This is a genomic window from Mesorhizobium sp. RIZ17, from assembly GCF_051127865.1.
GTDB lineage: Bacteria > Pseudomonadota > Alphaproteobacteria > Rhizobiales > Rhizobiaceae > Mesorhizobium > Mesorhizobium humile.
The window spans coordinates 733,863-754,195 of record NZ_CP147861.1 but is presented as its reverse complement, the minus strand read 5'-3'; the positions used below and the strand labels follow the sequence as shown (position 1 = coordinate 754,195).

Sequence of the window (20,333 nt, the reverse complement as noted above, 5' to 3'; positions counted from 1 at the left end):
ATTTTTTCAAATATGGAATGATAGTTCTCTTTAGTCAATCGTCCCGGTCAGCCTGTCCGCCGCTCGACCACGCCGTGGACCAAAGCCATGCCGACCGCCAGCGAAGCGGCAAGCGACCGGAAGCCGGCGAAATCCTGCTCGACCACTTCCAGCCAGGTGTCTGAGAGCTTCACCAGCGGTGAGAAGGTGCTGTCGGTGATGGTGACAATGCGTGCCTTGCGCTCATGCGCGACGGCGACGAGGTCAGGCGTGATCGAATTGTAAGGGCTGAAGGAGATGGCAAGCACCGCGTCGCGCGGCGTGATGCAGCCGACCTGGTCGAGTGCCGTCGAGCCGACATTGTCGACCAGCACGTTGCGCACGCCCTGCTGCGAGAGCGTCAGCGACAGATAGGTGGTGACGGGAAAGGCGCGCTTGCTGCCGATCACATAGATCAGCTCCGCCGCCGCCAGATGATCGATCATCGTCTCGAAACTGTCGATGTCGAACCCATTGCCGATGCGGCCGAGCGAGGCTTGGCACGCACCGACCATGCCGCCGAGGAAATGCAGGTTCGCATTCGGCTCCGGGGCTTTCTCCTGGTTGCCTTGCGTGTCCGGCCAGGAGCCCTTCATGCGGTCCTTGAACAGGAGCTGGAAATCGGAAAAACCGGAATAGCCGAAGATCTGCGCGAAGCGTACCAGGGTCGAGGGCTGCACGCCGGCCTGGTCCGCCACCTGCGCGATCGTGCCAAGCGCCACTTCGCTCGGATGCTGCCAGAGGAAGATCGCCACCTGGCGGAGCCGTTTCGGGAAATGCACGGTGCCCGACGAAAGCACCGCCCGCAGCTCTTCATAGGTTTGCGGCTTGGTGTAGCCAAGTGCTGCCAGCGATCGGCTCCGTTTTCTCGCCGCCGTCTCCAGGCTGTGTGCAGACGGCTCGTCGGCCGCCTTGCCGCGGCCGCTCATAGGGTATGCCTCATTGTGACCCCAACCATCGGATGCGTCATCCGATCCCTGCCCTTCGGATGCGGTCCATCATCTGGACCGAGGGTAAAAAGCTAACGCGGCACAATCGTTTTACAAAACAAAAAATAGAAATATCATTCGAAAATAACAGTGCCAGTCACGACATCCGCACCGACCGGCATATCGAACCTCAGGGAGAATAATCGCAATCATGGTCTACGCAACCGCTGATGGTACGTCGCGCCAACGTCTTCGGGTCGGCATGGTCGGCGGCGGCCGCAATGCCTTCATCGGCGCCGTGCACCGGCTGGCGATGCGGCTCGACGACCAGATCGCGCTGGTCGCGGGGGCATTGTCCTCGGACCCGGACAATGCCGCCGCCTCCGCCGCCGAGATCGGCATCGCGCCCGAACGCAGCTATGCCGACTACCGCGCCATGGCGAAGGTCGAGGCGGCACGGCCGGACGGCATCGAGGCGGTGGTCATCGTCACGCCCAACCATCTGCACGCGCCGGTCGCCACCGCCTTCCTCGAAGCCGGCATCGACGTGATCTGCGACAAGCCGCTGTCGACGACGCTTGAGGAGGCTGAGGCGCTGGTGGCGCTGACGCGAGCGAGACAGCGCCGTTTCGTTGTCACGCTCAACAACACCGGCTACGCCATGGTGCGCCAGGCGCGCGAAATGGTGGCGGCGGGCGAGCTTGGCCGCATCGTGTCGGTGCACGGCGCCTATATCCAGGACTGGCTGACCAAGCCGATCGATGCCGAAGGCCAGAAACAGGCCGAGTGGCGCACCGATCCGGCGCGCGCCGGCCAGTCGGCGGTGCTCGCCGACATCGGCGTGCATGCCTTCAACCTGGCAAGCTTCGTCTCCGGTTTCGAAGCCGAGGCGGTTTCCGCGGACCTGTTCACCGCGGTGCCGGGGCGGCGGCTCGACGACAACGCGCATGTGCTGCTGCGCTGGAGTGGCGGAGCGCGGGGCACGATCCTCGCCAGCCAGACCTCGCCCGGCCACTACAACGACCTTTCGGTGCGTATATATGGCGAGAAGGCCGGGCTCGAATGGTCCGGGTCACGGCCGGAGGAATTGCGCTTCTCGCCCTATGGCGAGGAGACGCGCACGCTGGTGCGCGGCGGCCACGGCTCGACGGCGGAAGCACGGCGCGTCTCGCGCATGCCGGCCGCGCATCCGGAAGGCTATATTGAGGCCTTCGCCAACTTTTATCGCGACGCCGCCGACATTATTCGCGCGCATCGCTCGGGCGGAACGGTTGATGCCGCGCGCGTGGCGCAGGTGCCCGACGTGGTCGACGGCGCGCGCGGCGTGAAATTCGTGGCGGCGGCGGTGGAGTCGAACGCGGCGGGTGGGGCGTGGACTCCCGCCCGGTTTCCCTGAGGCACGCGACGCCTTGCCGCGAGGGATACCCGCCCGAGATCAACTTGCGACGCGCAACCGACGAGACCGAACGAAGCTTTTCAGCCCTTCGGGATCCATCGCGTGCCCGAATGCGTAGCCTTGCAATATGTCGCAGCCTAGCCCCTTGAGCAAACGTGCGTGCTTCATCGTCTCCACGCCTTCGGCAATGATCTCGATACCCAAGGCTTTGCCGATTTCGATGATCGAGGAGACGACTTGCCTTTGCTGGGGCGAGTTTACGATAGGGTCCACCAGCTGGCGATCGATCTTAAGGCGGCGCGGCTGCAATTTGAGCAGACTGACAATGGACGCATAGCCGGTGCCAAAATCATCGATCTCGATGTCGATGCCGAGTTGCTTGATCTGCTCGACATTCCACGTGACCAGATCGTCATTGTCGTCGAGGAAGATCGACTCGACGAGCTCAAAGGAAAAAGTTCCCTTCCTGATGTTGAGGGCCCGCAGACTCTTCAGGAGCTCCTCGTCCTGCAGGCGCCGCGCCGAAACGTTGACCGACACGCGCGGAATGCCGATTTTCTCGCCGGACCACGCTTCGAAATCCAATAGCGATTGCTGGAGGACTTTCCTGTCTATCACCGAGACGACATTCAGTTCTTCGGCAATCTTCAGGAAAACGTCAGGTGCCAGAATTCCCCGCTCTGGATGTTTCCACCGCGCAAGCGCTTCAACTCCAACGATCTCCAGCGTCTTCGCGTCAAATTGAGGCTGGTAGTATGCGACGAATTCGTTTCGCTCGAGACCGGCCAGAATCTCGTCGGCTATTCTCTTTGCGTTGACGATTTCGCTTTGCAGTTCGCCGCTGAAAAATTCATGTCGGTTGCGGCCGCGCCGCTTGGCCCGGTAGAGGGCGATGTCGGCGTTGACCAGCAACTGCTTGGCATCGGCGTCTTTGCCATTGTCGATGGCAATTCCGACGCTGACGCCAAAACGACATTGGTTGCCGTGGTAGTAAACGGGCTTGCGCATCTCATCGATAATGCGGTCGGCGAGCTCGGCCGCCTGGCCGACATCGTCACGCACCGTGCAGAGCACGATGAATTCGTCCCCTCCAATTCGGGCGACGAACCCGCGATCGCCGACATTGGACTGCAGTACGGATGACGCATGCACCAGCATTGCATCGCCCGCCGCGTGCCCGAGCGTATCGTTGATGTGCTTGAAACGGTCCAGATCGACGTGAAGCAGCGCTGCATAGCCGCCATTCAGCCTGGCTTTTGCCGTATAATCCTCCAGCACCTGGTCCAGGTAACGCCGATTGGGCAAATCCGTCAGCGAATCGTGCAAGGCGACGTGTTCTATGCGCGCCTTGGCAGATTCAAGTTCCGTATTTTTTGATTCAGTCAGCTGTTTTGCGCGAACCAGATCGGTGTTCAGCAAAACGTCTGCCGTCACGTCCCACTCCGCGCCGACCATTCGCGGCGAATTGTTTGCAGCCTGGTAGAAGATCGCCCTGGAGCGGACGTGACGAATTTCGCCGTCGGGACGAACAATCCGGTATTCCGACGAATAGGTGCTCCGCCCGGCCGCGGCCTTGTCGAAATCTGCAAGCGCACCGGGCAGATCGGCAGGATGAATGGCTCCGGCCCAGTCCGGATATCCACGGGCCCCGCCATCAGCCTCTCTACCGTATATTTCGTTGACGCGATCGTCCCACGCAAGGTGGTTGGTTTCGAGGTCGTGCTCCCACACTCCGATTGCCGACGCCTCCAGAGCCAGTTCCAGCCGTCGCGACAGCCGGTTCAGTTCCCAGTAGTTACGCTGTCTTTCATTGATCAGGCGGCCGGCCACCAGGAAAGGAATCAAAATCAGCGCCGCTGCCGCCGCCATGATCGCCCGGAGTCGCCAGGCGTTGGTGGGGACGGAGGGCCAACCGCCCTTGGGAATCGCAGCGATCTGCCAGGAGCCCGATGGAAAAAGAACGTCGGCCATCACCGGATCGCTTTTGACGACCCGTTCGTCACCGAAGAACTGCACTCCCTTCGCGCCAAGGGAGTCTTTGCCGATGAGGGCGATGTCAATCCCAAGATCCTTGTCGAGAAGACCGCTCGCCTGGTAGAGGCGCTGCACGTCGACGACAGCGGAAACGATGCCCCAGAACCGTTCGGTGTTGCCCGCGCTTTTCACGAATACCGGAAATCGCCCGATGAAGGCCTGTCCTCCTTGGGCCAATTCGACAGGGCCGGCAAGAACAAGCCTGCGCTCGTCGCGCGCACGCAGTGCCGCCGCACGTTGCTGGTCGTTCTTGCGATAATCGAGGCCGATGGCCTTCTCGTTGCCGGCCATCGGGTACATCAGGGAAATGACCAGGTCGGGCGCGCCGGCAATATTGCGAAGCTGGGACTCTTCATTGAACAGTCTGCTCGCAAGCTCAGCGAAACGTTGTTGTCCCATGTAGGGTTCGGTCGAGACTGCCGCGACCAGTCCTCGCGCCAGCTGGAGGTTGCCGTTAATCTTCCCTTCGAGCTTGGCGCGAACGACATTAACCTTGGCCAGGACGTCCGCGCGGGTGACCTGATCCGAAACGAGCTTGTTTTGATGGTCAACGAGCACCGCGCAAAGGGCAATAACCGCAACCGCGATCGCCGCCGGAATCCTCGCCGGTGAAAAGACGCCCCCCTTCACGCGGGCGAACATATCGGCGAAAAAAGCCAATAAAGCGAGGTTCCCTTTGCTTGTCAGGCTCTCTAAGCGAGCCTCGTCAAGGGAATATTAGTTCGCAATAACTTAATTTTGGCCTTCACGGTCTCTGAAAATTTTCCACCTTCGGACACCGTCTCCCGGAGAACGCGCCACCATTAGTGCGTTTCACCGTTTCACGGAAACGGCGAAAACGCACTATCTTCTTGTTTTTGTGCAATTCCGGACGGAAAACCGATCACACTTTTCCTGGAATTGCTCTAGTGGCTGTCGACCTTCTTTTGGACGATCCGGTACGTCCCGACGCCGCGCTTGGTTGCTCCAATCGAATAAGCCATCGGAATCTTGGGAGCGTTTTCAGGCAAGCCGTACATATCCTTGCCGGCCCTTACCGCGAATGAAAAGTGCTTCCAGGAAACCGTGTCGTGCTCGTTGAGAAAATCGAGCGTCAGCCCCGCTGCGATCAGGGCGTTTACCACGTCGCTGATTGGATGGATCCACTCATAGTAGCGAGGGTGCTTCAAGGCGCGCTCATCGCCGGTATAGGTCAGCTTCTCGTTCCAGACGAGCGGCCGTGCTACAGGCGTTCGCCAATCGTCCTTCAACTCGAGCGCAGCAGCCTTGCGATTGCACTGGAACATCAAGGGGTGGCCCTCGGCCATATAGAGCCGGCCGCCGGGCCGTAGAAGACCGGCGACCACCCGGCCCCAACGGAAGACATCGTCGAGCCAGTTCACCGACCCCCAGGTGACGTAGACGATGTCATAGGTCCGGTCGAGCGCTTCGACGGCCTCGTACAGCGGCGCTTCCACGAAGCGGACGTCGCTGCCCGCCTTGGAGGCGAAATCTCGCGCCGCCGCGATGGCCCGTGGTGAAAAGTCCAGGCCTGTCACGCTGCCCGCGCCGAGATTTTTCAGGCTGATCGTGTCGAGCCCGATGTGACATTGCAGATGGACGATGTCCTTGCCGAAAATGTCGCCAACCTCGCGCGTTTCCAATTCATAGAGGTTGGATCCACCAGCCAGTACATTCTCGATGCGATAGCTGCCGGTTCGGTCGGTCGCGTGCAACTCGGCGCGATCGTCCCAATTCAGGAGATTCGCATCCAGAAACGGTTCCAAATTGCCCCCGATCTCAGCCGCCGCAAGGTTAACAGCTGGTTAATAGACATTGCAGCGAGAGGGCGTGAGCGTCAATCCCGGATCGCAGCTGGCGCGGTGCCAGGCAGCTTGGAGTTGCGCATCGTGGGAATGCCGCGCAGGCTAACCCTCGCGCGCACCGTTCTGGTGGAGAAGTCGACGCGGCCCTCGCGGCGCAGGTGCCGGACGTGGTCGACGGCGCGCGCAGCGTGAAGCTCGTCGCCGCGGCGGTGGAGTCGAGCGGGGCGGGCGGTGCGTGGACGCTGGCGCGGTTCGCCGCTTAGCTCGCGGAGCTATAACAACCGCAGCCGCTGGTCGATGAGCCGGAACAAACGCTCATCGTCGACCTCGGTGATGACGTGAATCGGTGAGCCGTTGCCGTTTTCGACAGCGCGCGTGCGGCCGTATGCGCCCGACTGATCCAGGTCGACGTCGATGACGGCATCGACGCCCTTGAACAGAGTCGGATCGATGAGGAAAGCGGTCACGCAGGGGTCGTGCAGGCTGGCGTCGCCGCTGCCGTAATAGCGCATCATGGCGATGGCTGTTTTCATAAGCGGGCTGGCGTCACGTTCAAGCTCTTCGAAGCGCGCCTTGGTCAGCGTCGCGTGGCGCGTCACGTCGAGGCCGAACATGGTCATCGGAATGCCGGACGACAGCACCACCTGCGCCGCATGCGGATCGATCCAGATGTTGAATTCGGCATCGGTGGCGGTGTTGCCCGGGCTAAAGGCGGCGCCGCCCATGAACACGATTTGCTTGATCTTGGCAGCGATGGAGGGTTCCTTGATCAGCGCCAGCGCGATGTTGGTCATCGGGCCGATCGGGCAGAGCGTGATCTCGCCCGGCTCGCGTAAGATCGTGTCGATGATGAAGTCGACGGCGTGCTGGCCCTGGATCGGATGCGTGGCATCGGGCACGCCAAGATCGCCAAGCCCGTCAGTGCCGTGCACCGAGGCGCCGCGTTGCACGCGCGGCAGGACGATCGGCCGGCTGCAGCCGGCATAGACCCGAACGTCCTGCCGGTTGGCCATGGCGGTAACGCGCAAGGCGTTGCGGGTCGTCAGCGGTAGCGAGACGTTACCGATGACTGTCGTGATGCCGACGAGTTCGATCTCGTCGGGGGATGCGAAGGCCAGAAGCAGTGCAATGGCGTCGTCCACGCCGGGGTCGCAATCGATGATGATTTTGCTCTTGGCCATGTGTGAAAAGTCCATTCTGTTTGTGCAGTAAAAAGGGCCATCCGGTCGGGATGGCCCTCGTCGCGATGGCCGCCGCGGCGCTTATTTCAGCAGTTCGTTGGTGTAGTATTTCGAGGCGGGAAGGACTTCCTTGATCTGGTCGGTGTCCTTCAGCGCTTGGGCGATCGGCAGCCAGTTCTTGTCTTCCTGCATCATGTAGCCGGTGTCGCCCTTCATCAGCGCGGCGGTCAGCTTCCAGCCGGAGACGTTGTAGGCGAGGCTGCCGCCTTCCGGATAAGCCTTGGTGAACATCTCGGCCGCTTCTTCCGGATGCTCAGCGGCCCATTCGGTGGCCTTGATGGTGGCGCGCATCCACTTCTTGGCGACATCGCCATGCTCGGCCAGATAGGCGGTGGAGGCGGTGTAGGTCCAGACCGGCACGTCGGGCGCACCAGCGGCCTTGCCGACGAGGCTGGTCGGGTCCTTCTTCAAGGTTTCCTGCACCTGCGGCACCAGATAGTTCTCGGTGTTGGTGGCGATGTCGATCTTGCCGGCGAGCAGAAGGTTGGTGTCGGAATCCTGCGCGATGATCAGCTTGACGTCGTCCTCGGTTAGCTTGGCCGCCTTAAGCACGAAGGGCATCATCGCCTTGGTCCAGGAGTCGGTGTAGATGGCGATCGACTTGCCTTTGAGGTTGTCGAGCGAGAGCGGCTCGCCAGGGCGGCCGAACAGCCCCCAATTGTTGCTCTTGGTGTAGAGGCCGATCGAGGTGATCGGGATGCCTTGCGCGGCGCCGAAGACGACGTCGGTGGTGGCCTCGAAGCCGATCTCGGCCTGGCCGACGGCAAGCAGTCGCGCGGTGGTCTGCGAGTCCGGCGGGAAGATCACATCGACCTTGATGCCCTCGGCTTCATAGAAGCCCTTCTGTTGGCCGACGAGCGTCGGGATCAGCTCGAAGTCGGCGCTGGGCCAGTCATAGACGAAACGGACCGTCGTGAGATCGGCGGCGGCAGCGGGCGTCGTACCGAATGCGGCGCTGAGCGCCAGCAGGCCCGCGCCGGCAAGCAGCATCCTGGAAAAGGTCGTGTGCATTCAAATTCCTCCTGATTTGTTTTGGGTTTGTCGAAGACTGGTGCCAGGCTCACCTGGCGGTGCTCCCCCGAGGGGGCTTCCATTGCGCCCATGCGGGAGCCGTGGAACGCGAGCGCCATGGCGTCATCAGCACTTCCAGGCCGAACACGAGCAGGAAGGAGCCGACACCGATGATGGTCAGCAGAAGCATGGCGGCGTAGACACCGGCCGTGTTCATCTGCGCGTTGGCGGTAAGCAGATAGGTGCCGAGACCCTGCTTGGACGAGGCGGTCCATTCGCCGATGACGGCGCCTGTCACCGCGTAAGTCGCGCCGATCTTCAGCCCCGAAAACAGCGGGCCGATGCAGGCAGGTAGCTTCACGATGGCAAAGGTGCGCAGGCCGCTGCCGCCCATCAGGCGAGCAAGGTTCAGCATGTCGCGGTCGACCGACGCCAGCCCGTCGAGCACGTTGACGACCACGGGGAAGAAGACGATCCAGGCGACGATGATCAGTTTTGGGGTGATGCCGAAGCCGAAGATGATGACCAGGGGAGCGGCGATGGCGACGATCGGGACGGCCTGCGAAATGATCAGCGCCGGCATCACCAGCCGCTGCACCACGCGGATCTGGCCCATCGCCAGGGCAAGCAGGAAGCCGATGAGGGCGCCGAGCAGGTATCCGATCGCGGTTTCATGCAGGGTCTGGCCGGTCAGCACCGAAAGCCTGGGCCAATTGTTGAAAAGCGTCGAGAACGCCAGACTCGGCGGCGGGATGACATAGGGCGGAAGCCCGGTCACCCAGACCAGCGCCTGCCAGGTGGCCAGGATCAGCACCATGGCCACGACCCAGATCATGAACGGCCCCGCGGCCGCTCCAAACCGTGTGTTCATTGCGGTGACCTTCCTGCGATCAGTGGTAGAGGTGCTGCATGATCTGCCGCTTCAGGCCGACGAAGGTGTCGGTCGTCAGCACTTCGAGCGGCCGTGGCCTCGGAAGGTCCACGGTGAGTATCTCGGCGATGCGGCCCGGGCGAGGGGTCATGACCACGATGCGGTCGGCGAGATAGATCGCCTCATCCACGTCGTGTGTGACGAACAGGATGGTGCGGTTGAGGTCGCGCCAGAGCTGCAGCAGCCATTGCTGCATACCGAGCCGCGTCTGCGCGTCGAGCGCCCCGAACGGCTCGTCGAGCAGCATCATCTCACGGCCGGCGGCGATGGTGCGCATCATGGCGACGCGCTGGCGCATCCCGCCCGAGAGCGCATGCGGATAGTGGTTGAGGAAATCGCCGAGGCCGTAGCGGCGGGCGAGGTCCGCTGCCTCGGCCTTGTCCCGCGCAGTGGCGCCGCGCGTCAGCGAGGCGCCGAGCGTGATGTTGCCGAGCACGGTGCGCCAGGGCAGCATCAGATCCTTCTGCAGCATGTAGCCGACCTGGCCGGGCCGATCGCTGACATCCTGCCCATCCAGCACGATCTTTCCGGATGTCGCCGTGAGCAGCCCGGAAACGACGTTGAACAATGTGCTCTTGCCGCAGCCGGACGCGCCGAGGATGCAGACAAATTCGCCTTCGGCTACGTCGAGGCTGACATCGTTCAGCGCGATCGCCGAGCCGAATTTGACCCCGAGATTCTTGATGGACAGTTTGATCGAAGGCGATGCCTGACGCCTGGCGGCAGCCCCTTCACCAACGATTCCTGGCACACTCGTTTGTCCCATTCAGAGTTCCTTTTTGATGCAGGCGAGTCCGTCTCGAAAAATGGCATGAGTTCACCGTCACGAACCCGAGAGATCCCGAGGACGTCGATGGCAACCAGACAGAGCCGCTGATCTGCAAAAATAGCGGATAGCTCACGCAGGTAAACGTTTACCTATCCATCTAATGAAGAGTTGTCAATTCCACGGCCAATGCTGTCGATCACGCGTCCCCGTTTCTCGAAATCGAGATATGTGTTAAGTGCGGCCGATGATGCGACGGCGGCTGGAGACGGGCTGTCGCCGGTCGAGGCGGCGAGGGAATGTGGCAACGACGATCAAGGATATCGCCAGGCAGGCCGGCGTATCGGCTGCCACGGTTTCAAAGGTTCTCAACCGGAAAGATCAGTTCATAAGCGAGGAGACCCGGGAAAAGATCTGGTCGCTCGTCAAGGAACTCGACTACACGCCCAACTCCATCGCGCGCTCGCTGATCACGCGCAGCTCGCGCGTCATCGGCATCATCGTGCCGGACATCCTCAACGCCTATTTCACGGAACTGGTCCGCGCCTGCGATCAGGCCGCCCGCGAACGCGGCTATTCGACGATCCTGTGCAATTCCGACAGCGACCCCGCGAAGGAGACGTCGCATCTGACCTTCCTCGCCAGTCACGGCGTCGACGGCATCGTGCTTGCCGCGAGCGATCTCATTCCGGATGCACGGCTTCTGGAAAAGCTGAGGATCCCCTTGGTATCGATGGACCGCGAAGTGCCTGACCTCGATTGCCTCGCCGCGCGCATCGATACGGACTACGAGACAGGAGCCTATCTGTCGGCCAGCCATCTGATCCGCAACGGACATCGGCGCATCGCCTTTGTCAGCGGCAACCCTTTGGCCTCGAACACCAGGATCAGGCGGGCTGGTTTTGAGAGAGCCCATTGCGAAGCAGGCCTCCCGGTCGATCCCGATCTCATCGAGTGCGGCGCGTTCAATCACCGCTTCGGGCTGATGGCGACGCGCACGCTGCTCGACCGCACGCGCTTCACCGCCATGTGCTGCATGAGCGACATGCTGGCGATGGGGGCGATGGTGGGGCTGCGCGAACGCGGCCTGAGCGTTCCTGACGACTGCGCGGTGATGGGCTTCGACAACATATACATAGCCCCGCTTCTCGTGCGGCCGCTTTCGACGATCGAGCGGCGCATTTCGGAAGCCGGCTCTCTGGCCATCGGCGCGATGATCGATTTTCTCGACGACCCCGAGCGTCCACGCCGGACTGTCCTGATGGAGCCGACCGTGATCCTGCGAGAGACCACGTGACTGGCTTGTGACTTAGCCCTTGATCGCAGAGCCCACGATCGAATCGACGAAGAAACGCTGCAGGAAGACGAAGAGCAACAGTGGCGGCAGCACGGCGAGTGTGGCGCCGGCCATGACCAGGCCCGTGTTGAGCGCGCCTCTGTTGTAGCTGAGCAGCCGGCTCAGGCTGATGACGATCGGATAGGCGTCGGCATTGCCCTGCAGCACGGTGAGCGGCCACAGATAGCTGTTCCAGTGATAGACGAAGGCGAACAGCGCCAGCGCCGCGATGGCCGGCGCGACGCTCGGCGCCACGATCTTGTAGAGGATAAGCAGCTCGGAGGCGCCGTCCATTCGGGCGGCGTCGATCAAATCGTCCGGCACGCCGGCGATGAACTGACGCATCAGGAAGATGCCGAAAGCGTTGGCGAGGTTGGGCACGATGATGCCGGCGAGACTGGCGCTCAGCCCTATCGAGCCGACCATGCGGTAGAGCGGGATCAGCGTCACGATCGGCGGCAGGAACATGGTGGCGATCAGCAGCGAGAAAAGCAGCGAGCGGCCAGGGAAGGAATATTTGGCAAAGGCATAGCCGGCCATCATGCTGGTGACCAGGATGCCGGCCGTGGTGATCGAGGCGATGACAAAGGAATTCCACATCGAGCGTCCAAGACTGATGACGCCGGCGACCTTGCCATACGCCTCAAGGGTCGGCGTGTGCGGGATCCAGACCGGCGGCACCTGCATGGTCTCGGCCGGCGTCTTCAGGCTGGACAGCACCATCCAGGCGAGCGGGAAGGCGGAGGCGACGGCCACCAGAAGCATTGCGGTCGCAAGCAGCGCCTTGCGACCCGACGGGCGCTTGCGGGCAAGCGATCGGGCAGCCGCGTTCATTCGCTGTCCTTGCGGTTGCCGAAGGCAAACAGCGCCGAAACGCAGACGATCAGCGAGACCATCAGCATCACCGCCATCGCCGAGCCCAACCCGCCCTGCGCGCGTTCGATGCCGACGCGGCGGATATGGTAGGTGAGCACATTGGTCGAGCCGACCGGGCCGCCTTGTGTGATCAGCGCGACCGGCTCGAACACCTGCACCGCGTTGATGATGGCGATGACGGCGCTGAACAGCAGCGTGCGGCGAAGCAAAGGCAGGGTGATGAAGCGGAACTGCTCCCGGCCGTTGGCGCCGTCGAGCGTGGCGGCTTCATAGAGGCTGCCGGGGATCTGCGTCAACCCGGCGATGGCGAGCACCGTGAAATAACCGACCTGCTGCCAGACATTGAGAAGCACGATCGAGATCAATGCCGAACGCGGCGAGGAGAGCCAGGGCTGTGGGCCGATGCCGACCAGGCCGAGCAACTGGTTGAGCGGGCCCTCGCTCGGCGAATAGAGTTTCGACCAGACCAAGGCGACCGCGATCATCGGTACCATGTAGGTCGAGAACAGCACCGTGCGAAGCGCCGTGCCGCCGGCGACCTCGCGCTGATAAACCAGCAGGCCGAAGACGACCGACAGCGGCAGGATGAGGACGGCGGACAGCGCGGTGTAGATCGCGGTGTTGAGCAGGGCCGTCTTGAAGTCGCGGCCGACCGAGGTGGGGCCGAAGATCTCGTGGAAATTGCCGAGACCGACGAAGCTCGCCTCGGAAAAGGGCGTCTGCGTCGACCAGTCCTGGAAGGACAGCCAGACGGTCAGCAGCATCGGCAACAGCACGAACACGCCGATCAATGTCACGGCGGGCGCAAGCATGACGCCCGCCGAGGCACGAAAAGCTTTGGCCATTCACCTGCTTCCGGTCAGGGACCCGAACTTACTTGGCAGCGCGCTCCAGGATCGACGTGGCGTCGGTCTCGGCGTTCGCCTGCGCATCCTTGGCCGAGACCTGGCCATACTGCAACGCCTCGAGCGTCTGCTGCAGGGATTCCGAGAATTCCTGGCCGCCGAGCACGACCGGGAAGGGGCGCGCATCGGCAAGCACGGAGACATAGCCGGACAGGAATTCGGAGCCGAGCTTGTCCTTGTGCGCCTCGATGTCAGAGCTGCGTGACGGCAGGATGCCCATAGACATCAAAATGTCGGACATGGCCGAGGCGCCGTTCTTGCCCGACTTCGGGCTGTTCAGCCAGGCGAGAAACTCCCAGGCCGCCTTCTGCTCGGCCGCTCCGGCCTTGGCGTTGACGACGGTCATCCAGGAGTAGGAGATCGAATGCGGCTTGTCGCCGCTCGGACCGACCGGGATCGGCGCTGTGGCGACTTGTGAGAACTTGTCGCCCATGCCGGTCTTGAGCGCGCTCTCCCACCAGTTCGCCATGATGATCATGCCGGTCTTGCCGGAGACGAAATTGTCGAGGAACGGACCGGTGGTGTTGGCGTCCGCCGTCGCCATCGCCGGATTGCTCGCGCCGGATTTTATCAAGTCTTCATAGAGCGCGAAGGTCTCGCCGGCCTGGGAACTATCCAGCGCCGGCTTGCCGTCCTTGACCAGGTTGCCACCATTGGAAACGAGCAGCGAGGCGAAAGGATGGACCACGCCCGCCGCCCATGAATTGATCATGCCGAAGCCCTGCTGACCCTTGTCCTTGTTGGTCAGCTTCGCGGCGGCATCCTTGAATTCGGCCCATGTTTTCGGAGGCGCGGCGATGCCCGCCTCCTTGAACAGTTCCTTGTTGTAATTCAGCGCGTAGACGTCGATCTCGTTCGGGATGCCGTAGAGTGTGCCGCCGACCGAGGCAGCGCTGACGACACCCGCCGGCCAGGCGCTCTTCACCTCGCTGGCAACCGCGTCGGGGGCAGGCGCGACGAGCTTGTCCCTGGCCAGTTCCGGCAGCCACAGATCGTAGATGCCACCGATCGTCGGGCCGTCCGAGCTGCCGCCCTGCGAGCGCAGCGTGGTCAAAAGATCGCCGAACGGAACCGCGCGCACGGTGACGGCGACATCGGGATGCTCCTTGGAAAAATCCTTGGCCGCCGCCTCAAGCAGCGCCACCGTCTCCGGCGACCAATGCGTGAGGTAGGAGATGTTCACCGATTGCGCCCAGCCGGTCGCGGGCAGCGCAGCGAGCCCCGCGGCGAGAGCGAGCTTCGAGATCCAGGCAAGCGACATCGGCATCCTCCACTTAAGCCGTGACAAGAGTGAATGACGTTATGACAAGTTCAGGCAAAGGCGCAAGCCCCCTGCGTGCGCACGCTCGGATCACGTTTGTGGTCCAAAAAATCCCGATGGCATCATTCTCATTAAATACTGTATATAAATCAGCATATTGTGATCTTATTTCCCGCCTGATCCCCGATCGACCGGCGGTCGTTAACGCCCTTATGGCACTTGCAGGTGGCATAATGTCGTTATAATGACTTTGAGAAAATTCAGACAATCGCCTTCGGGCTGCTGCCGTGCGGACCTCAAAACCGAAACGATGGGAGAACTGGTAATGAGCATGCTTTCCATACACCGGCGCGCCGCGCTCGGCCTGATCGGCGGCCTCGCCGCCGCCGGCGCGGCGATCTTTACGACGCTGCCGGCTCGCGCCGACTCGACGGTGACGCTGTGGAGCTGGCGCACCGAGGACGAAGCCGCGATGCACCGCATCTTCGAGGCCTTCGAGAAGAAGAATCCCGACATCAAGGTCGAGATCCAGTTCACGCCAGACGCCGACTACCAGAACCGCCTGAGCACGGCGCTGCGCGGCGGCCGCGGACCCGATATCGCGCAGCTCAAGGCCTATGGCGAACTGCAGCCCTTCGTCGAAGGCGGCTATCTCGACGCGCTCGACGACAGCGTGGCGGAACTGAAGAACATGCCGGACGCAGCGCTTGGCGGGGCGCGCGGCCGCACGGACGGCAAGCTCTACGGCGTGCCCTATTCGGTGCCGATGATGGGGGTCTTCTACAACGAAGACATCTTTTCCGCTCAAGGCATCGAGATCCCCAAGACCTACAAGGACTTCGTCGCCGCCTGCGAGAAGCTCAAGGCGGCGGGCATCACGCCGATCGCCAATGGCGGCGCCAACGGCTCGGCCTGGGAGCTGGAGATCGGCGTCGGCGTCATCGGGCCGACGCTCTACGGCCCGGGCTTCTATGACGAGATGATGAGCGGCAAGGCGACCTTCGAGGATCCGCGCTACATTGCGGCGCTGAAGCGCTTCGCCGAGCTGAAGCCCTATTATTCCGACGGCTTTGCCGGCATCGACTACACCACCGCGACGCAGCAGTTCATCGGCGGCAAGGCGGCGATGTTCTTCGGTGGCTCGTTCGAGAACGGCAGCTTCAAGTCGCAGAACCCGAAGCTGAAATTCTCGATCTTCCCGTTCCCGGCCGACGACGCCTCGACCAAGCTCTATACCTCGGCTTTCTCCGACGGCTCCTATGGTCTCGTCTCGGAGAGCCAGAACAAGGAGGCGGCGACCAAGGTGCTGAACTACATGGCCTCGGCGGAGTTCGCGCAGGCCTTCGCCGACGAGCTCGGCTGGCCGCCGGCGCGCACCGACGTCACGGTCAAGGACCCGGTGCTTTCCAAGATGATGGAGATGGCGAAGAACTCGACGCCCTATCTGACGCTGGTCGGTTTCCGCTGGCAGACGCCGACCGCGTCGTCGGTGCTGCAGTCCGGGATCATCGACATGGTCGAAGGCAATGTCGCGCCGGAGAAGCTCGCGGCCGACATGCAGGCCGCCGTCGCCACCTGGTTCAAGCCGAAGCAGTAGGGCATTGCGCCGGCCGTCAGAGGGCCGGCATCTCTGTCCCACAGAAACGCAGCGCATGATCAAGCTCCGCCGCACGACCAGCCTTCAGCGCACGCAGCAGCGCATGGCGGTGCTGTTCATCCTGCCGGCCCTGGCCGTCTACGGGCTGTTCGTGCTCTATCCGCTCTTGTTGTCGCTGTGGGGCAGCTTCTTTATCTGGAAGGGGCTGCGCATGCAGGAGTTCGCCGGGCTGGCGAACTTCTCGCGCCTGTTCGTGTTCCCGAGCGGCGCGCGGCTCTACGGCGCGCTCTGGCACAACATCGCGTGGTTCTTCGGCATCATGGTGCTGCAGAACGGGCTTGGCCTGCTGTTCGCCTGGCTGCTTTTCCTGCGCGGCAGGGGCGCTGCCTTCTTCCAGTCGGTGTTCTTCTTTCCCGCCGTGCTCAGCCCCGTCATCGTCGGCGCGCTGTGGCGCCTGCTGCTGGCGCCCGGCGGCATCGTCGAATGGGCGCTGAACGGGCTTGGCCTGCATCAGGGCAGCCTGACCGTGCTCGGGAACAGCCATACCGCGCTCGGCATGCTGATCGCGGTCGACGCCTGGAACTGGATGGGCCTGCCGGTGCTGATCTATACGGCGGGCCTGCGGCAGATCTCGCCGCAGGTGTTCGAGGCGGCGAAGCTCGACGGCGCCGGCAATGCGCGCATGCTCTATGCGATCGCGCTGCCATTGCTGATGCCGGCGCTCGGCACGCTGACGACGCTGTCCTTCATCAACACCTTCAACCAGTTCGACATCGTCTATGTGATGCAGGGCGTGCAGGGCAATCCGAGCTACGCGACCGACACGCTGGTGACCTATTTCTACCGTCTGGCCTTCGGCGCGGAAGGCGCGGTCGGCATCACCGATATCGGCCTGGCGCTGGCGCTCGGCACGATGTTGTTCCTGATCCTCAGCATCGGCACGCTGCTGATGCTGCGCTTCTTCGACAAGCGGACGGTCGAGCTATGAGCGCCGCGTCCCTCCAGCAAGGAATAGCCATCCCGCAGAAACTGGCGCGGCTGCCGGGCTGGATCATATTGCTGATCTGGACGGCGGCGGTGCTGCTGCCGCTCTACATCCTCGTCGTCTCCTGCTTCAAGACGACGGCCGAGATCTACGACAACCGGCTCGGCCTGCCGCAGAGTTTTGCCTTCGACAATTTCGTGCGCGCCTGGACGCGCGCCGATCTCGGCCACAATTTCATCAACAGCCTGATCGTCACCGGCGGCGCGGTGGTCCTCACCATCGTCGTCTCGGCGATGGCGGCCTATCCGCTCAGCCGCTACAAGCTCGGCTGGAACAGCATCATGCTCGGCCTGTTCCTGTCCGGCATCATGCTGCCGATCAGGCTGGCCTCGGTCGAGCTGTTCACGCTGATGCGCAACCTCGGCCTGCTCGATTCGCTCACCGGGCTGATCCTCGTCTATTCGGCGATCCGCATTCCGTTCGCCGTCTTCATCTTTGCCAATTTCATGCGCGTGCTGCCGTCCGAGCTCGACGAGGCGGCGCGCATGGACGGGGCAGGCGAGACCCGCATTCTGTTCCAGATCGTGCTGCCGATGGTGAAGCCGGCGGTGTCGATCGTCGCCATCTTCACGGCAATCGCGGTGTGGAACGACTTCTTCTTCCCGCTGATCTTCATCTTCGACGACCGCTACAAGACCGTGCCCTTGGCTATCAGCGTGTTCGTCGGGCAGTTCCGCACCGATTGGGGCCTGGTGTTCGCTTCGCTGGCGATCTCCATGGCGCCGATCCTGATCATGTATTGTTTGCTGGCGCGCCAGATTCGCGAGGGCGTCGGCGCCGGGGGAGGCATGAAATGATCGAGGACAAGGTCTATGCCGCTCGCTCGATCCTGGTCGTCGGGGCGCATGCCTTCGACGCCGAGGTCATCGCCGGGCCGCTGGCGGCAGCCGCTGCCAAGAATGGAGCCCAGGTCACCTTCCTGCATCTGTCGATGGGCGAGCAGGGCCATCCCTGCCTGATCCCGGAGCACTATTCGGCGCAGAAGGAGGACGAGGCGGCGAAGGCGGCTGCGCGGCTCGGCGTCGACATGCGCAACATGAAGCTGCGCGACGCCTTCCTGCCCAACGACAACGCGACCGCGCTGCAGGTCTGCGACGTCATCCGCGAAATGCGGCCCGAGGTCGTCATCACCCACTGGCACGGCAGCTGGCACAAGGACCATCGCGCGGCGGCGCAACTTACCCAGACCGGCATGTTCTTTTCCGCCCTGCCGACACTGAAGCGCGCCCATCCCGCGCATACGCCGCAGTTGCTCCTCTTCGGCGAGAACTGGGAGGACGACGAGGGTTTCCGGCCCGAGCACCTCGTCGATGTCAGCGCCGGCTTCGACGCCTGGCAGGAAGCCGTGATGGAGTATGAGCTGGCGCGGGGCTTAAGCAGCTTTCCCTATGTCGACTATTACAGCGCGCTCTACCGGCTGCGAGGCTGCCTGCGCGGCACGCGCCATGCGCAGGCCTTCGCGGCGGCCTCGCATTCCTGGAATGCCGGCAGCGGCTTGTTCGCGCCGCCCGCCGACCGGAGCCGTGACACATGACGCGGGTCCTCGCCATCGATCTCGGCGGCACCAATCTGCGCGCCGCTGTCCATACCGGCGATATCGCTGGACTGACACAGCTGGTTCGCGAGCCGGCGCCGGGGAACCTCGACACGTTCGTGGCGCGCGTCCGCGCGCTCGCGGCCGAAGGCGAAGCCGAAGCGCTCGGGCTTGCCGTGCCGGGCCTGGCCGAAGGATCCGTCTGCCGCTGGATCCCGAACCTGCCCTGGCTCGACGGCGTCGACATCGCGGCGCTGTTTCCCAACCTTCGCGTGGCGGTCGGCAATGATGCGCAGATCGCGCTGCTGGCGGAAGCAGCGCAAGGCGCGGCCATGGGTGTCTCCGACGCGATCCTGCTTGCGATCGGCACCGGCATCGGCTCGGCGGTTCTGGCCAATGGCCGCATCGTCGCCGGCGCGCATGGCGGCGCCTGCTCCTTCGGTTGGGCCAGCGCCGACATCAGGGACCATGGCGAGGAGCGCAGCGGTTGGCTGGAACGCGTCGCCTCCGGCCGTGCTCTGGACGCCCTTGCCGGAGAGATAGGACTGGCCGACGGCCGCCAGCTGATCGCAGCGGCCAAGGCGGGCCAGCTTGCCGCGCAGACCGTGCTCGAGGTGCCCGCGCGCCAGCTCGGCACGGCGCTGGCCGGCGCGGTCGGGTTGCTCGATCCGGGCGTCATACTGGTCTCGGGTGGCCTCGCCGATGTGCTGGACGTGATCGCGCCGCCGCTGCTTGCGGCGCTGCGGCGTCAACTGCCGCCGCATCTGCGTGGCATCGAACTCAAGCCGGGATTGTTCGGCTCCCGCGCCGGCCTGGTGGGTGCCGCCCTTGCCGGGCAGGCGGGAAGCGGATGGAGGCAGATCCGATGAGCGAAGCGAGCTTTCAGCAGCCGGACCGCAGGCGGCCCGAGCCGCTCTGGTATCAGGTCGAGGAAGCGATCCGCGCCATCGTCAAGAGCGGCGAGTGGGCGACCGGCGACCAGATCCCGGCAGAGGACCGGCTCTGCGCGCTGTTCGGCGTCAGCCGCATCACGCTGCGCCACGCGTTGCGCAATCTGGAGGAAAGCGGGCTGCTCAGGCGTGAGCATGGAAGGGGCACGTTCGTGCGCTCGGCCACGCTGGTCGCCGGCACGCGCGAGCTCACCTCCTTCACCCAGGAAATGGGCAATATCGGCGTGGTCGCCGGCTCGCGCCTGCTCGACTGCAGCCTGACGACGGCCAACGCGGCGGCGGCCGGCGCGCTGGAGATCGAGGAAGGCGACCCGGTGGTGCGGATCAGGCGGCTGCGGCTCGGCAACAACGAGCCGATCGGTATCCAGACGGCGCAGCTTTCGGCCGCGCGCGTGCCGGGCTTCCTCGATGCCGGCCTGCTCAAGGGCTCGCTCTACGAAGCGCTGGAGCGCCAGTACGGCATCGTGCCGGTCGAGGCGCGCGAGAACTACCGCGTCGGCGCCGTCGGCGCGGCGGACGCCGAATTGCTCGACCTGCCCGCGGGCAGTCCCGCCTTCGTCGTCGAGCGCATCACCATCGACGAACGCGGCCCGTTCGAATTCACCGTCTCGGTCATGCGCGGCGATCGCTACGAGATCCGCTCGACGCTGCGCGCCGGCCGCCTCTCAAACACCAGAAGCTGACACGATCAACAGGAG

General features: G+C 63.4%; 18 protein-coding genes. 8 read left to right on the top strand and 10 right to left on the bottom strand.

Annotation, left to right across the window (positions count from 1 at the left end; genetic code table 11):
* Positions 1 to 47: 47 nt before the first annotated feature.
* Complete coding sequence (locus tag WDX12_RS03705) at positions 48 to 947, bottom strand: MurR/RpiR family transcriptional regulator (RefSeq protein ID WP_320296821.1); 900 nt, start codon at positions 945 to 947, stop codon at positions 48 to 50.
* A 211-nt stretch (positions 948 to 1,158) separates the two neighbouring features.
* On the opposite strand from WDX12_RS03705, the gene WDX12_RS03700 reads away from it, so the two are divergent.
* Positions 1,159 to 2,343, top strand: a complete 1,185-nt coding sequence (locus tag WDX12_RS03700) for a Gfo/Idh/MocA family protein (RefSeq protein ID WP_434723962.1) — start codon at positions 1,159 to 1,161, stop codon at positions 2,341 to 2,343.
* Positions 2,344 to 2,382: 39 nt separating this feature from the next.
* Here the strand turns inward: WDX12_RS03700 and WDX12_RS03695 are convergent, their stop codons facing one another.
* The 6 genes from WDX12_RS03695 to WDX12_RS03670 form a co-directional block, all read right to left on the bottom strand.
* Entirely contained in the window at positions 2,383 to 5,019 is a 2,637-nt protein-coding gene (locus tag WDX12_RS03695; RefSeq protein ID WP_434725769.1) for a bifunctional diguanylate cyclase/phosphodiesterase, read from the bottom strand.
* Positions 5,020 to 5,282: 263 nt separating this feature from the next.
* Complete coding sequence (locus WDX12_RS03690) at positions 5,283 to 6,143, bottom strand: class I SAM-dependent methyltransferase (protein WP_320296819.1); 861 nt, start codon at positions 6,141 to 6,143, stop codon at positions 5,283 to 5,285.
* Positions 6,144 to 6,454: 311 nt separating this feature from the next.
* Positions 6,455 to 7,363, bottom strand: coding sequence for a nucleoside hydrolase (locus WDX12_RS03685; RefSeq protein WP_434723961.1), 909 nt, complete (start codon positions 7,361 to 7,363; stop codon positions 6,455 to 6,457).
* 81 nt (positions 7,364 to 7,444) lie between these two features.
* A complete protein-coding gene (locus WDX12_RS03680) occupies positions 7,445 to 8,434 on the bottom strand; it encodes an ABC transporter substrate-binding protein (protein ID WP_434723960.1) in 990 nt (329 codons plus the stop codon).
* Between the two features lie 49 nt (positions 8,435 to 8,483).
* Positions 8,484 to 9,305, bottom strand: coding sequence for an ABC transporter permease (locus WDX12_RS03675; RefSeq protein WP_434723959.1), 822 nt, complete (start codon positions 9,303 to 9,305; stop codon positions 8,484 to 8,486).
* Between the two features lie 19 nt (positions 9,306 to 9,324).
* Positions 9,325 to 10,116, bottom strand: coding sequence for an ABC transporter ATP-binding protein (locus WDX12_RS03670; protein ID WP_320296814.1), 792 nt, complete (start codon positions 10,114 to 10,116; stop codon positions 9,325 to 9,327).
* A 316-nt stretch (positions 10,117 to 10,432) separates the two neighbouring features.
* Here WDX12_RS03670 and WDX12_RS03665 point away from each other — a divergent pair, with 316 nt between their 5' ends.
* Positions 10,433 to 11,428: a LacI family DNA-binding transcriptional regulator gene (locus WDX12_RS03665; protein ID WP_434723958.1), complete on the top strand. Its 996-nt coding sequence runs from the start codon at positions 10,433 to 10,435 to the stop codon at positions 11,426 to 11,428.
* 12 nt (positions 11,429 to 11,440) lie between these two features.
* Here WDX12_RS03665 and WDX12_RS03660 read toward each other — a convergent pair whose 3' ends face one another.
* From WDX12_RS03660 to WDX12_RS03650, 3 genes are read right to left on the bottom strand one after another with little or no spacing between them, the layout of a single operon-like run.
* Positions 11,441 to 12,301, bottom strand: coding sequence for a carbohydrate ABC transporter permease (locus WDX12_RS03660; RefSeq protein ID WP_320296812.1), 861 nt, complete (start codon positions 12,299 to 12,301; stop codon positions 11,441 to 11,443).
* On the bottom strand, positions 12,298 to 13,188 hold the full coding sequence (locus tag WDX12_RS03655) for a carbohydrate ABC transporter permease (RefSeq protein ID WP_434723957.1): 891 nt from the start codon (positions 13,186 to 13,188) through the stop codon (positions 12,298 to 12,300). The genes WDX12_RS03660 and WDX12_RS03655 overlap by 4 nt, the downstream gene beginning before the upstream one ends.
* Positions 13,189 to 13,216: 28 nt before the next feature.
* Positions 13,217 to 14,509, bottom strand: a complete 1,293-nt coding sequence (locus WDX12_RS03650; RefSeq protein WP_434723956.1) for an ABC transporter substrate-binding protein — start codon at positions 14,507 to 14,509, stop codon at positions 13,217 to 13,219.
* A gap of 325 nt (positions 14,510 to 14,834) precedes the next feature.
* Between WDX12_RS03650 and WDX12_RS03645 the strand changes: the two genes are divergently transcribed.
* The 6 genes from WDX12_RS03645 to WDX12_RS03620 are packed head-to-tail and all read left to right on the top strand — an operon-like array spanning position 14,835 to position 20,318.
* Positions 14,835 to 16,106 (top strand): extracellular solute-binding protein, encoded by a 1,272-nt coding sequence (locus tag WDX12_RS03645; RefSeq protein ID WP_434723955.1) that lies wholly within the window; start codon positions 14,835 to 14,837, stop codon positions 16,104 to 16,106.
* Between the two features lie 55 nt (positions 16,107 to 16,161).
* The gene (locus WDX12_RS03640) at positions 16,162 to 17,094 is read left to right on the top strand and encodes a carbohydrate ABC transporter permease (RefSeq protein WP_320296808.1); all 933 of its coding nucleotides are present in this window, start codon (positions 16,162 to 16,164) and stop codon (positions 17,092 to 17,094) included.
* The gene (locus WDX12_RS03635; RefSeq protein ID WP_434723954.1) at positions 17,091 to 17,948 is read left to right on the top strand and encodes a carbohydrate ABC transporter permease; all 858 of its coding nucleotides are present in this window, start codon (positions 17,091 to 17,093) and stop codon (positions 17,946 to 17,948) included. Before WDX12_RS03640 ends, WDX12_RS03635 begins: the two co-directional genes overlap by 4 nt.
* Entirely contained in the window at positions 17,945 to 18,685 is a 741-nt protein-coding gene (locus WDX12_RS03630) for a PIG-L deacetylase family protein (protein ID WP_434723953.1), read from the top strand. The genes WDX12_RS03635 and WDX12_RS03630 overlap by 4 nt, the downstream gene beginning before the upstream one ends.
* Positions 18,682 to 19,554: an ROK family protein gene (locus WDX12_RS03625; RefSeq protein WP_434723952.1), complete on the top strand. Its 873-nt coding sequence runs from the start codon at positions 18,682 to 18,684 to the stop codon at positions 19,552 to 19,554. The genes WDX12_RS03630 and WDX12_RS03625 overlap by 4 nt, the downstream gene beginning before the upstream one ends.
* Complete coding sequence (locus WDX12_RS03620; RefSeq protein WP_434723951.1) at positions 19,551 to 20,318, top strand: GntR family transcriptional regulator; 768 nt, start codon at positions 19,551 to 19,553, stop codon at positions 20,316 to 20,318. Before WDX12_RS03625 ends, WDX12_RS03620 begins: the two co-directional genes overlap by 4 nt.
* Positions 20,319 to 20,333: the final 15 nt, after the last annotated feature.